Raw genomic sequence first — 13,344 nt, forward strand, 5'->3', positions numbered from 1 at the left:
TACATAACATCACGAAATTCGAGGAGGAACACACGATGAAACAACGTATAGAAATGCTGAAAAATTGGTTAAAAGAAGAAAAGATCGATGCAGCATTTATCAATTCAACTGAAAACGTATTCTACTTAACAAAATTCCACACAGATCCACATGAGCGATTAATGGGACTGTTTGTATTTCCTGATGCCGAACCCTTTGTGGTCGTACCTGGAATGGAAGCACGTCAAGTGAAGGATGCCGGCTGGAGTAACGAAGTGATCGGCTACTCTGATCATGAAAACCCATGGGAATTCATTCAACAAGCCATTCAAAGACGAGGAATCGATGGCAGCAAGGTGGCTTTCGAAAATGAAGTCGTAACGTATGGCCGCAGTCAGGCGTTTATAAACATTTTCAACTCACCGACTATAGTGAATGTTGAAGACAAATTAAATGAGATGCGTGTAGTGAAAGATGAGGGTGAAATCGCCATCATGCGTCGAGCAGCAGAAATGGCAGACTTCGGGGTTGAAGTAGGTGTAAGTGCACTTCAAGAAGGCATTACGGAAATGGAAGTTCTTGCGAAGATCGAGTATGAATTAAAGAAAAAAGGGATTCGTGAAATGTCTTTCTCTACGATGGTGCTCTTTGGTGAAAAAGCTGGAGATCCACACGGAAACCCAGGAGACCGGAAGCTGAAGGCAGGAGATTTTGTCTTGTTTGATCTAGGTGTAGTCCTTGAAGGATATACTTCTGACATCACCCGCACATTCGCTTATAAATCCGTTTCAGACAAGCAAAAAGAAATCTATACTACCGTTTTAAAAGCAGAACTGGCTTCACTGGAAGCAAGTAAGCCCGGAACCCGTATTGGTGATCTGGATCAAATCGCACGGGATATCATTACAGAAGCAGGGTATGGAGACTATTTCCCACACAGGATTGGTCACGGCCTTGGGATCAACGTACATGAATTCCCATCAATGAGCCATTTAAATAATGGGATATTAAAAGAAGGAATGACCTACACCATTGAACCTGGAATTTACGTACCGGAAATTGGCGGTGTAAGAATTGAAGATGATGTGCTGATAACAAAGGATGGTTACGAAACCTTGACTAAATTCCCTAAAGAACTGCAAATTATTAAATAAGACATAGAGGAGGCTAACGGCGTGTTAGCCTCCTTTTCATGAAAAAGAAATGAAACCATTGCGAAGGTCATTCGTATATACTAGAAGAGAAAGCTAGGGAAGGATGAAATTCAGTGAAAAAATTTATCATATTAATAAGCTTTTTCATGCTGGCAGGCTGTGGAATCCTCGAAGAAGCAAACAACAGTTTGACCTATGTTGAGGAAATGACCGATTATCTCAATGAAGCAGAGCAATTTGCCAACGATTTTCCTGGATTAGTGGAAAATGCTGCGGCAGACCCATCCACCGTACCGGCTCTTGAAACAAGATTAAAAGACATGAAAACAGAAATACAAGAAATCAATGATCTGACTCCGCCTCAGCTTGCAGAAAACATCCACAAAAAAGTGGAAGGATATAATGAGCAAGCGCTGGAAGGAATTGATCGAGCCTTAGTAGAAATTGATAAGGGAGAAGTCCATATTTCTGAGTTACAAAACCTTGAGATCGTAAACACTTTTAATCAGTTACAAGAAATTAAAGGCAATCTGGAAAATTTAGGACAATAAGCTGATGGTGTTACCGATAATACTTTTTATCCGTAACGCCATCATACTGTAATATAACATTACCCCATTTCCACTCTAGCTACAGTCACATCCCCCCTTGACCCCACAAAAAATCAACCCTATTTTATCAAGTAGATTTGTATTAAACTAGTTTCAAATATGACCGAAAAAAACAAATATGATTTCTTACGTATAGAACAAGAGTTCTTAAAAACATGCTATAATGATGGAATCATAGAGATGGACAGGAGATTGTTATGAAAGTTGTTATTGCCGAAAAACCCGATCAAGGAGCCACCCTCGCTAAACCATTCCCTCATCGAAAACGCCAAGGATATATTGAAATACAATCTAATGATGTGTTCCCTAAAGGAGCTTATATCACATGGGCTGTAGGTCACCTCTTTCAGCTTCAAGCCCCGGAAAAATATGAAAGCAGATGGAAAAAATGGACGTTAGAAGACCTCCCCATCATTCCTCAACGATTTCAATATGAGCTTCAACGGGCAAAAGCGAAACAATTCGCAGTCATTAAAGAACTTCTAAAGAAAAATGAAGTCACAGAAATCATCCATGCAGGGGATGCCGGGCGTGAAGGTGAGTTGATCATCCGGAATATTATTTCAATGGCCCGCGTGCAGAAGCCCATGAAAAGATTATGGATATCATCCCTGACAGAGAAAGCCATCATTCAAGGGTTCACCAGTTTGAGAGAAGAAACGGAAATGCGGAGCCTCTATTATGAAGCCTATTCCCGTGCTTGTGCGGACTGGCTTGTGGGAATGAATGCATCGAGAGCTTATAGCATTCTGCTAAAGCAGCAAGGTATGTCGGATGTTTTCTCTGCAGGAAGGGTTCAAACGCCGACTCTTGCTTTGATTGTAAAAAGAGACGAAGAAATAGAGCAATTCAAAAGCGAACCCTTCTGGGAAGTGAAAGCTGTCTTTCAAATGGGAGACCACACGTACGAAGGGGTATGGCAAAAGGATGGAGAATCCCGAATTCAAACAAAGGAACTGGCAGAGAAAATTGCTTCGTTCTGCCAAGGGAAGCCTGCAAGCGTACTGGAGATGAAAACAGAAAGAAAAGAATTTGCTCCTCCATTGCTTTTCAATCTATCAGCTCTTCAAGCAACGATGAACAAAATATATAAATTTTCACCCAAAAAAACACTGGATGTCCTACAAAAACTTTATCAAAAGGGCATTGTATCTTACCCAAGGTCAGATTCACAATATGTAACGAAAGGGGAAGCTGAAACCTTTCCGGAAATATTGTCTAAGCTTCAGGAATACAGCCCTTACAATAGCTGGATCCCCACCCCTAATGATAGCCTGCTGAATAACAAGCGTTTTGTAAATGAAGCAAAGGTTTCAGATCACTACGCGATTATTCCAACTGAACAAGTAACGGACCCTCAATCGTTATCAGGGGACGAAAGGAAAATATATGATGTTGTGGTTAAACGCTTTATCGCTGCACATCACGACAAAGCTGTGATCCATTACACTACCATCACTACCGTCGTGGACGAACGGGCTGAATTCATTTCTAAAGGGAAGCAAATTCTTCAAGAAGGATGGAGACAGGTTCTGATGCAGAATGAAAAGGATGACGAACCGCTCCTGCCACCTGTTAAGGAAAGCGAGAAGGGCAAAGTCAAAAGTGTCCATACGAAGGAAGGAAAAACCCAGCCACCAAAGCGCTACACAGAGGGTCAACTGATTACATTAATGAAAACAGCAGGGAAATACATGGATAATGATGAGCTCGAGAAAGTGTTAAAGAAAACAGAAGGTCTGGGTACCGAGGCAACACGCGCTGGAATCATAACCATGCTTAAAGATCGGAACTACATTGATATCCAAAAGAATATTGTCTATCCTACTGATAAAGCAAAGGTTTTGATTCGTGCAATTGGTGAAAATGTGTTGGCATCAGCTGAGATGACAGCAAAATGGGAGCAACGACTACAGGAAATAGGAAAAGGGCAAGCTTCTGCACCCGAGTTTATGGAGCAAGTGAAGAAATTAAGTGACAAACTTGTTCAAAACGCTCTTCAAGAGGCAAATAGATGGAATTTCGAAGACCTTGATACTGCTTCCATCCAGCGATCCAAAGGGAGTAAAGGAAAAAGGACAACGAAAACCAGCGTCGGCACCTGCTTAAAATGTGGCGGGAAAGTGGTTGACAAAGGAAAGTTCTACGGCTGCTCCAATTATCAAAAAACAAAATGCAGCTTCACCATTTCTAAGACCATTCTCTCGAAGCGTATAACACAAGGAATCGTAAAAAAAGTGCTTACGGATGGAAAATCCGAGCGTATAGACGGTTTCAAAAAAGGAGAGAAGGAGTTTTCAGCATACCTTAGTTGGGATCCTGTTGAAAAGAAAATTCAATTCGTATTTGATATACATTAACTCATCTAAACGACTCTCATAAAGGGAGTCGTTTTTTCTGCTTAAAACCTTTCAAAAGAAAATAATTGGACTACAGAAGTTTAATTTCATGAGAAGAGGATAAAACAAAAGGGTAGGAAAACAGCTATATAAAAATGGAGGGTACACATTGAAAAAGATATTAATGGTCTTAACGAATGAAAGCAAAATTGATGATGAACACGAAACAGGTCTTTGGTTATCTGAGTTCGCTGAACCATATGAAGAATTTAAGAATCAGGGATTTGATGTAGATGTGGCTAGCTTAAAGGGAGGCCGTATTCCTTTAGATCCTAATAGCCTTGATGATGAACAGGTGGAAAAGTGGAAGGGTGTCACCAAAGAATTGGATCAAACAATGGTCCTTTCGCAATTGAACGTTAACGAATATTCAGGGATATTCTTACCGGGCGGACATGGAACAATGTTTGATCTCCCTGATAGTCAGGTACTTCAGCAAGCACTGGCTCACTTTGCTGAAAACAACAAAGCCATTGGATCTGTATGCCACGGTCCTGCTGGATTCGTTGGAACGAAACTCTCAAATGGAAAATGGCTGGTTGAAGGAAAAAGCATGACAGGGTTCACCAACGAAGAAGAACAGCAAACGGGCCTTGATTCATTAATGCCTTTCTTATTAGAAACAAAATTAAGAGAGCAAGGAGCTCAATTTGAAAAATCTGAAGCATGGAGTGAGCATGTCATCACCGACGGGAAATTCGTGACCGGGCAGAATCCACAATCCAGTCAGTCAACTGCAGAAGCGTTCGCTAAAGTGCTTTAAAACGGATGTTCTTTCCAAAGAGCATGAGGTTATGAAACCTCATGCTCTTTTTTCTGTTATCCACTACTCTCTACTGACCTGCCAATTGTGATAAAATCGTGAGAAGACTATATAGCGAGGAGAGAATTATGCAGGTTGTTCGAACCATCATTCAAGTTACCATTCTATGCTTATTTTATGAATTGGGAAAGTGGTGTACTGACTTCTTTCATTTACCCATTCCCGGAAGCGTTATCGGGATGCTTTTTTTGTTTCTACTTTTATTAACGGGGGTAGTGAAAGAAAGATTATTAATGGACGGTACAGGATTCTTTCTAAGACATTTTTCCTTCTTTTTTCTTCCCTTGTCAGTTAGCGCAATGGTTCTGGGGCCATATTTTATTGATTTCGGATGGAAGCTCATTGTCATTCTGGTTATTAGCGGGATAACAGGATTTGTAGCAACCGCCTTATCAGCAGAGAGATTAATAAGAGGGAAGGAGAAGCGAAGCCATGATACATCTCATTAGTTCACTTCTGGCAATTGGCATTACAATATTGTATTTTATTTTTGGGGTAAAGATTCACCGAATTTGGCCAATCCCCATAACGATTCCTATTTTTATTAGTACCCTTGCTGTTATTGTCACATTACTGATTATCGATATTCCATATAATCAGTATGCAGACTTTGCATCTTACATAACCTATTTACTTGGACCAGCTACCGTTTCCCTTGCATATCCCCTTTATCAGCATCGAAAGTTATTAGTGCAGCATGTACAGCCGATCCTTTTCGGTATCCTTTTCGGAAGTGGTATGTCTATGGTTATTTCTTATTTATTCAGTATGTGGTTGGGGATCCCATCTGAATGGAACCGCTCCTTGCTTATTAAAACCATTACAACCCCAGTAGCTGTTGATATAGGGAAAGTAATTGATGCGAATATAGAAGTCATTCCGACGGTCGTCATTGTGACAGGGATGTTCGGTGCCATGGTCATCCCTACTATTTTAAAGTGGCTGCAAGTAAAACACCCCATAGCAAAAGGACTGCCATTCGGTGTGATATCCCATGGAGTTGGGACGGCACAGGCTATTAAAGAAGGGGACAGGGAAGGCGCAGTAAGTGGTGCGGCTATGGCATTAACCGCCACGATCATGTCCTTCGTCATCCCCCTCCTATTTCTATTTGTTTGATCTAGTAATTGAATGGAGCGAATCCCATTATAATTAACCACCCTAGTAAACAAAAGCTTTCCCTTTAAAAACAGATTGTGATTCGGTATAGTAAGGGAAGGTGAAATTTCAAAAGAGAAGGAAGATAATATGATTGTCAAAACTGATGAAGATTTAAAAGCGTTAAAAGAGATAGGAAGTATCGTGGCTAAGATCCGTGATGAATTACGCTCTCATACTAAGCCTGGCATAACGACAAAAAAGCTTGACGATATGGCCGGGAAAATGTTCGAAGATAACGGAGCCATTTCTGGCCCTAAAGGGGAATATGACTTTCCCGGTTTCACATGTATTAGTGTAAATGAAGAAGTGGCTCATGGAATTCCCGGTGAACGAGTAATCAATGAGGGGGACCTTGTCAATATTGACGTATCCGGTTCTAAAAATGGTTATTATGCTGATACAGGAATCTCATTTGTTGTTGGGGAGGGAGACCCAACACTTACAGATTTATGCGAAGCGGCATTAAAATCATTCCAAGCGGGACTCCAGAAAGCAAGAGCTGGATCAAAACAAAACGGTATCGGAAAAGCGGTTAATAATGAAGCGCGAAAAAATGGTTATACGGTGATCATGAACTTAACCGGCCACGGTGTAGGAAAGTCTCTTCATGAGAAACCTGATCACATCTTAAATTATTTCGATCCTTGGGATAATGCACTGTTAAAAGAAGGAATGGTCATTGCATTTGAACCCTTCATCTCAACCAAGGCACAAAACGTAATCGAAAAAGGTGACGGCTGGACCTACATCACACCCGACAACAGCTTCGTTGCCCAAATCGAACACACCATCATCATAACCAAAGACGAACCCATCATTTTAACACAATAAAGCAGTGAGGGACGGACCTTGATTCCTAGGAGTAACTCCTAGGATCAAAGGTCCGTCCCTCTTTTTGTATAAGTTTTGTACAATGATGATTGATTTAGATACATATGAGGGAATTGGATGGCCTGAATAATTGAATCTGAATTTCGGGGCATGGTTCTCTTAGACATCCAATAAAACCATGCTTTAATGAGTTATTAAAATTTTACAAACAAAATGATTGTCATAGGAAAAAAGTTGGGGTAAAGTAGATATATTGAAGTTATACAAAAATTATACAAATAACACAAAAAATAACATTAATTACCGGAGGGCCCCATGGCTGTTTTATTTTCAAGAAAACCCAAGACTGAATCTGTAATCGTCCCTACATCCAACGTCATTGTCCTGCAAGACAAAAAACTGAATGAAAGATTGCACTATATGCAATTCCAGGAACACCATTTAAATGAACTTAAAGAAGTTCTCCCCGTCTATGAGCAGTTATCCGATTCCTTACTTGATACGGTATTGGATCATCTCTACAAACACCCAAGTTTAGTAGAGATTGCTGTTAATCATTCCAGCCGAGAGCGATTAAAGAACGTTTTCCATGATTACTTTCGTTCTCTATTCTCTGGTGAATTAGATGAAGAATATTTCTCAATGAGGGAGAGGATGGGGAAGACCCATAACAGGAATGGAGTTACAATTGATTGGTTTATATCCACCTACACAACCATTCAGCATTTATTGATTCCTAAGATTGTAGAACTTTATCAAAACGACCCATCTAAACTCGCTTCCGTACTGGTCGCAATAGATCATGGTATCCATTTGGACGCAAGTATTGTATCTGAATACTATATACAAAGCAGAATGGATGAGCTCGAGAAACTTCATCAGGAAAACCAGGACCTACAAGTAGAAATGTTCAGCATGAATACAGAACTCGGCTCTTCATTAAGCCAAACAGAAAAAAGTCTAAATGAGACCGCTACGAAGGCGGAACGTATTCGTGCAGAATCTGAAAACACAGAAAAGAGCAGCAAAAATCTTCTTCAGCTTTCCAAAATGAACAAAGATCAAACAGATAATATGATCGAAAGCTTTGGCATCATTACTGAGCAAATCAAAACCCTTTTAAACGAGATTCAAGGGGTGAAAACAATTGCGGAACAGATTACGCCGCTTTCAAATTCCATTCAGCAAATAGCTGAGCAGACAAATCTGCTTGCACTAAATGCCTCTATCGAAGCAGCACGAGCCGGTAATGAGGGCAGGGGGTTTGCAGTCGTTGCTTCTGAAGTGCGAAAGCTTGCCGAAGACTCAAAGGAGCTGAGCCACTCCATTCATCAGCTCGTAAATGAAAGCAACAAGCAAATCGGAGTTGTCTCAGACCGGGTTCGAAATATGACCGACTTAACGGAGAACTCCCGTAATGAGATAGGGAATGTACAAAATGGCATAATGACCGTTCAAATGGAAATGGAAAACTATATGGGTATGTTCAAACGAAATCAATCTGAATTAAATCACATTGTTGAAGCCATCAGACAAATCAATCATACAACAGATGAATTGGTTCAGTTTGCTTCTACAATCATTCAGAAAATGAATAAATAGAAAAAAGGGAAACCGATTTCTAATACCGGTTTCCCTTTTTTCTATTAAACGATTTTCGTTTTACCACACTCTTGACACTTTCGATAAAACTTCCCATCTAATACACGAGATTTGAAAATATTGTTCCCACATTCGCAGCGACCACTGTGTTCGTCGGGATCATCTTTATAAAGTACGATATTTTCATCCTGATTTTCCAACCTTGTCAGCCTCCAGTTCAACCGATACTTCTTATAGTATAGTCGGAATCACCTTGCTTGTTAAGGTTAAACTTCCTCCTTTTCAAGACTATATCTTCTTCAATTAAATATTATTTGGAGCATTTACGAATTATTCACCTACCAAAAAACAAATAGCTTTCTAAAATCATCGTCAAATAGAATAGAATCCTTTAACTATTTTATCCATTAATACCCTTTATACCTATTATTTTCTATTATTATTACCATATTATTCCTATACATGATAGTTTATACAGGAAATCGCTTTCTATTACAGTAGTGAAATATTCTTGACGCAGGATATTAAAGTTCCTGTTATTGAATTGAGATTTTACTATGTTAGTATTTTCCCTGTTAGCAAAAATAAATATACCGCTAGCTACATAAGGAGGAATTTTTCTATGAAACTAAAAAAATCGATTATTTCTGTGGCTGCATTTACTACACTTGCAGTGTCTGGTGGAGCTAGCGCTTCAGCACAAGACATCGAAGTTAATAAAGGTGACACTTTATGGGGAATTGCGCAGGAATACGGTACATCAGTTGATCAACTCATGAAATGGAACAATTTAAATTCACACTTAATCTATCCTGACCAAGAACTCAAGGTATCATCCAAAGAATACTATACAGTTAAAAAAGGTGACACACTCTGGGGAATTTCTTCACAATATGGAATTTCCGTTGACAGTTTAATTGGCTGGAACGCACTTGAGAGTGACCTGATTGTCCCAGGACAAGAGTTAGTCATCAATTTAGAAGATAAAAAAGCACCTTCAGCTACTGCAAATACTTCTGAGCAAGCAGCAGCTCCTGCTCAAGAAGAAGAAACAGCAGAAGTAGCTCCAGAAGCTGAAGCGCCTGCAGCAGAACCAGCTGAGGCACAACCTGCTGAAGAAGAACCGGCAGCAGAACCAGCTCCACAAGAGGAAGCTGTAAAGGAAATCACTGTAGAAGCAACTGCTTACACGGCAAGTTGTGAAGGGTGCTCAGGTACGACAGCAACTGGCGTAAACCTTTTAGAAAACCCAGATGCAAAAGTAATTGCCGTAGACCCGGATGTCATTCCTCTGGGATCAAAAGTATATGTTGAAGGATACGGCTATGCAACTGCTGAAGATACAGGTGGAGCGATTAAAGGAAATCGAATCGATGTGTTCATCCCATCAAAAGATCAAGCAGTTGATTGGGGCAGAAAATCAGTTAACGTAAAAATCCTTGAAAGTAAATAATAGATCGGAACCACTGAGAATTCATTCTCAGTGGTTTTTTGTTTTTCAATACATTTATAATTGCTTATCTCTTTAACACATGATGCAAAAGGAATAACTTTCTTAATAGTCTCTTCATTACCAATTTCCTTCTCATTCATCTACGCTTTTCAACTAACATTTTCCTTCAAATGAAAGAGTTTGAAACTCTTCCAGCTGAATCGACAGAAAACAAAAAATATTACATGCTTGTCATCTAATTGTTATCCGTTTATAAACACTTTGTTATATGTCTGAGGTAAGTCTATGTTACTATTTCAACTGTTGGTTTCATAGACCAAACACAAAAGGAGGAATTTCACAAGATGAAAAAAGTATTATTTTCCATATTTTCCTTCACAGTTTTTCTAACAATCGGACTTACTTCTGCCTCTGCAGATTCAGACGATACTGCAATGAATGATTATCATAATATAGAACAAGGCGATATTCTTTGGGAGATTGCAAATCGATATCATGTTTCGATAGATGAGGTTGGTACTCGCCAACAACTTTTAGAAGAAGGTTATACTGTGAATAACGTACAAGAAGAAGGACAAGCTGTTAAATCCGCTGATACGGAAACTTCAGGGGACAACGTTGTAAAAGAGGTTAACGTAACCGCTACGGCGTATACAGCATATTGTGAGGGGTGTATAGGCATTACAAAGACGGGGGTGGACTTAATCGAGAACCCTGATGCCAGAGTCATTGCCGTCGATCCAAGTGTCATCCCACTGGGGTCTAAGGTATATGTAGAAGGATACGGTTATGCCCGTGCGGAAGATACAGGTGGGGCAATCAAAGGAAAACGTATCGACATTTATATGGAAAAAGAAAAAGATGCCCTTAAATATGGTGTACAGGATGTCAAAGTGAAAATTATTGAAGAGTAACGAATAAGAAAGGACGCCGACTTAGGCGTCCTTTTTGTATCAATAAACTATTTCCCTTGAACTTTAGAACCTTTTCTAGCAGAAGGAGCTACGGACTTTATCTCAACTTCCTCACCCATTTGTTGTTGAGCTAATTTTTCAGCTGTTTCATGTTGCGATTTGTTTTGTTTGTTTTTCATGACTGGACCTCCTCCCGTACATTCTTTTTATTAACATTCACCGATACATGAAAATTACTACAAGAACTTTATCCAGAATTCCCAATTAAAACTTCAAATGATTTAGAGGAAACCATTAATTATATCCTTCATAACGCCTATTCTCCCAACATAAATGTTAAGCCTTATTTGTCAAACCATGTTCGACTTAACGGATAAATAAAGGGAAGTTATTTCCAGTTTTCCATACAGAAAAATTCCTGAATGCACTTTCAAGTCAAAAAAAGAATTGGAATGAAAACGTTTAAATGACAAACACTATAAAAAAATATAATGGTTATCACTTGCAAAGTTAAACTTTTTTCTGATAGGGTAACAAATGTTGGTTTTATGAGAGTGTCGTGAGGGAATAGGTAATAAGTAATCATTCCTCCACTATCCTCAGAATGCACATATTCCCATCTGCATTAACTGAGACTCTTTCACGATGAAGATTATTGCCGCTGGTGTACATACTAAGACAAACACCCTTAATCCGGCTGTCGTTACCTTCATACAGAAAAGAGCAAAAAAACATTGAAAATGGAAAGGAGAATTTTATGAAGAGGATATCAAATGTTTTCTGGATTACCGTTGCATTGGTTGCAGCTTCTGTTGCCTATGGTGTCATCGCGCCAAAGTCATTCGAAAATGTAACAGCTGATATGCAAAGCTTTATTACCTCAACATTCGGGTGGTATTATCTTATTTTAGTAACAGTGATTGTTATTTTCTGCGTATTCTTGATCTTTAGTCCAATCGGAACGATTAGATTAGGAAAGCCAGACGAAAAACCTGAATACACGAAAGGAACATGGTTCGCCATGTTATTTAGTGCAGGGATGGGAATCGGTTTAGTATTCTGGGGGGCAGCGGAGCCGCTGTCACACTATTTGACGCCTCCACTTGCTGAAGGTGGAACGAATCAGGCGATCAAGGAATCAATGCGTTATACGTTCTTCCACTGGGGAATACATGCTTGGGCGATCTATGCGATTGTCGCTTTAGCACTCGCTTATTATAAATTCCGTAAAGATGAGCCTGGTTTAATCTCAGCTACGTTGAGACCGATCTTTGGAGATAAAGTGAACGGTCCACTGGGAACGGTCATCGATGTACTGGCTGTATTCGCCACTGTTGTCGGTGTTGCCACAACGCTTGGGTTCGGTGCAGCACAAATTAACGGAGGACTTTCATATCTACTGGGAGTTCCAAACAATTTCACCGTTCAGTTCATTATCATTGCGGTTGTAACCGTCCTATTTATGATATCGGCATGGTCAGGATTAAGTAAGGGAATTAAATATCTATCTAATACGAATATGGTATTGGCAATTGCACTGTTCGTGTTAATGTTCTTTATCGGACCTACATTGCTCATCCTTAATATGTTCACTGATACAATCGGTGCTTATATCCAAAACATCGCTGCGATGAGTTTCCGGATTGCCCCATTAAATGAAGAGCATCGCGGCTGGATCAATGGCTGGACGATTTTCTATTGGGCATGGTGGATTTCCTGGTCTCCATTTGTCGGAATCTTCATCGCACGTGTATCACGAGGCAGAACCATTCGTGAATTCTTAATCGGTGTGCTCCTGCTGCCTGCTTTAGTCAGTTTCATTTGGTTCGCTACTTTTGGTACATCTGCCATTGAAATTCAACAAGCAGGAACAGATATATCAGGACTAAATACAGAAGAGGTATTATTTGCTGTATTTAATGGATTTGAATGGTCAACGATTCTTTCGGTCATTGCCATCACATTGATCGGAACCTTCTTCATTACATCTGCTGACTCAGCTACTTTTGTTCTGGGGATGCAAACAACTTATGGATCATTAACTCCGCCAAACTATGTGAAGTTAACTTGGGGACTTGCTCAGTCTACTGTTGCATTAATCCTGCTCTATAGTGGAGGACTACAGGCATTACAAAATGCATTAATTGTCGCAGCGTTGCCATTCTCAGTCATTATGGCGCTGATGATGCTGTCTCTGTATAAATCACTGAATCAAGAGAAGAAAGAGCTTGGATTATACATCAAACCTAAGCCAAGAAAAACAAAAGAACCTAAAGAGCACATGTAAATTCGTTTAGCGCCTGGAATTTTTCCAGGCGTCTTTTTTCATATCAAGCACTTCCCATCTAGACATTTTACTCATTTTCCGCCCCACCTTTATATGCAAAACCCACTGTTCATAGGCAATCTGTTCCTGG

General features: G+C 39.8%; 12 protein-coding genes. 11 read left to right on the forward strand and 1 reads right to left on the reverse strand.

Features of this window, described 5'->3' with window-relative positions; all coding sequences use genetic code 11:
* Positions 1 to 35 precede the first annotated feature (35 nt).
* The 10 genes from RSX31_RS04525 to RSX31_RS04570 all read left to right on the forward strand — a co-directional run bounded on the left by RSX31_RS04525 (position 36) and on the right by RSX31_RS04570 (position 10,927).
* A complete protein-coding gene (locus RSX31_RS04525) occupies positions 36 to 1,133 on the forward strand; it encodes a M24 family metallopeptidase (RefSeq protein WP_148993890.1) in 1,098 nt (365 codons plus the stop codon).
* A 113-nt stretch (positions 1,134 to 1,246) separates the two neighbouring features.
* Positions 1,247 to 1,684, forward strand: a complete 438-nt coding sequence (locus tag RSX31_RS04530; RefSeq protein ID WP_148993891.1) for a DUF6376 family protein — start codon at positions 1,247 to 1,249, stop codon at positions 1,682 to 1,684.
* A gap of 257 nt (positions 1,685 to 1,941) precedes the next feature.
* Positions 1,942 to 4,104 carry a DNA topoisomerase III gene (locus tag RSX31_RS04535; RefSeq protein WP_315633561.1) on the forward strand — a complete coding sequence of 721 codons (2,163 nt, stop codon included), beginning with the start codon at positions 1,942 to 1,944 and terminating at the stop codon, positions 4,102 to 4,104.
* Positions 4,105 to 4,252: 148 nt separating this feature from the next.
* Positions 4,253 to 4,906 (forward strand): type 1 glutamine amidotransferase domain-containing protein, encoded by a 654-nt coding sequence (locus RSX31_RS04540; protein WP_315633562.1) that lies wholly within the window; start codon positions 4,253 to 4,255, stop codon positions 4,904 to 4,906.
* 128 nt (positions 4,907 to 5,034) lie between these two features.
* Positions 5,035 to 5,415 carry a CidA/LrgA family protein gene (locus RSX31_RS04545; RefSeq protein WP_148993893.1) on the forward strand — a complete coding sequence of 127 codons (381 nt, stop codon included), beginning with the start codon at positions 5,035 to 5,037 and terminating at the stop codon, positions 5,413 to 5,415.
* A complete protein-coding gene (locus RSX31_RS04550) occupies positions 5,399 to 6,085 on the forward strand; it encodes an LrgB family protein (RefSeq protein WP_315633563.1) in 687 nt (228 codons plus the stop codon). Before RSX31_RS04545 ends, RSX31_RS04550 begins: the two co-directional genes overlap by 17 nt.
* A 129-nt stretch (positions 6,086 to 6,214) precedes the next feature.
* Complete coding sequence (gene map, locus RSX31_RS04555; protein ID WP_148993895.1) at positions 6,215 to 6,958, forward strand: type I methionyl aminopeptidase; 744 nt, start codon at positions 6,215 to 6,217, stop codon at positions 6,956 to 6,958.
* Positions 6,959 to 7,273: 315 nt separating this feature from the next.
* Positions 7,274 to 8,560: a globin-coupled sensor protein gene (locus RSX31_RS04560; protein ID WP_315633564.1), complete on the forward strand. Its 1,287-nt coding sequence runs from the start codon at positions 7,274 to 7,276 to the stop codon at positions 8,558 to 8,560.
* Positions 8,561 to 9,182: 622 nt separating this feature from the next.
* Entirely contained in the window at positions 9,183 to 10,013 is an 831-nt protein-coding gene (locus RSX31_RS04565; RefSeq protein ID WP_148968984.1) for a 3D domain-containing protein, read from the forward strand.
* 344 nt (positions 10,014 to 10,357) lie between these two features.
* On the forward strand, positions 10,358 to 10,927 hold the full coding sequence (locus RSX31_RS04570) for a 3D domain-containing protein (protein ID WP_148968983.1): 570 nt from the start codon (positions 10,358 to 10,360) through the stop codon (positions 10,925 to 10,927).
* Between the two features lie 47 nt (positions 10,928 to 10,974).
* Here RSX31_RS04570 and RSX31_RS04575 read toward each other — a convergent pair whose 3' ends face one another.
* Positions 10,975 to 11,106: a hypothetical protein gene (locus RSX31_RS04575; RefSeq protein WP_315633568.1), complete on the reverse strand. Its 132-nt coding sequence runs from the start codon at positions 11,104 to 11,106 to the stop codon at positions 10,975 to 10,977.
* Between the two features lie 578 nt (positions 11,107 to 11,684).
* Between RSX31_RS04575 and RSX31_RS04580 the strand changes: the two genes are divergently transcribed.
* Positions 11,685 to 13,214 carry a glycine betaine uptake BCCT transporter gene (locus RSX31_RS04580; RefSeq protein WP_148993897.1) on the forward strand — a complete coding sequence of 510 codons (1,530 nt, stop codon included), beginning with the start codon at positions 11,685 to 11,687 and terminating at the stop codon, positions 13,212 to 13,214.
* The last annotated feature ends 130 nt before the right edge of the window (positions 13,215 to 13,344 follow it).

This window comes from Rossellomorea yichunensis, from assembly GCF_032337515.1.
GTDB lineage: Bacteria > Bacillota > Bacilli > Bacillales > Bacillaceae_B > Rossellomorea > Rossellomorea yichunensis.

Coding starts and splice junctions, on each gene's coding strand:
- RSX31_RS04525 (WP_148993890.1), top strand. CDS start 36: ATGAAACAACGTATAGAAATGCTGAAAAATTGGTTAAAAGAAGAAAAG.
- RSX31_RS04535 (WP_315633561.1), top strand. CDS start 1,942: ATGAAAGTTGTTATTGCCGAAAAACCCGATCAAGGAGCCACCCTCGCT.
- RSX31_RS04545 (WP_148993893.1), top strand. CDS start 5,035: ATGCAGGTTGTTCGAACCATCATTCAAGTTACCATTCTATGCTTATTT.
- RSX31_RS04550 (WP_315633563.1), top strand. CDS start 5,399: ATGATACATCTCATTAGTTCACTTCTGGCAATTGGCATTACAATATTG.
- map (WP_148993895.1), top strand. CDS start 6,215: ATGATTGTCAAAACTGATGAAGATTTAAAAGCGTTAAAAGAGATAGGA.
- RSX31_RS04560 (WP_315633564.1), top strand. CDS start 7,274: ATGGCTGTTTTATTTTCAAGAAAACCCAAGACTGAATCTGTAATCGTC.
- RSX31_RS04565 (WP_148968984.1), top strand. CDS start 9,183: ATGAAACTAAAAAAATCGATTATTTCTGTGGCTGCATTTACTACACTT.
- RSX31_RS04570 (WP_148968983.1), top strand. CDS start 10,358: ATGAAAAAAGTATTATTTTCCATATTTTCCTTCACAGTTTTTCTAACA.
- RSX31_RS04575 (WP_315633568.1), bottom strand. CDS start 11,106: ATGAAAAACAAACAAAACAAATCGCAACATGAAACAGCTGAAAAATTA.
- RSX31_RS04580 (WP_148993897.1), top strand. CDS start 11,685: ATGAAGAGGATATCAAATGTTTTCTGGATTACCGTTGCATTGGTTGCA.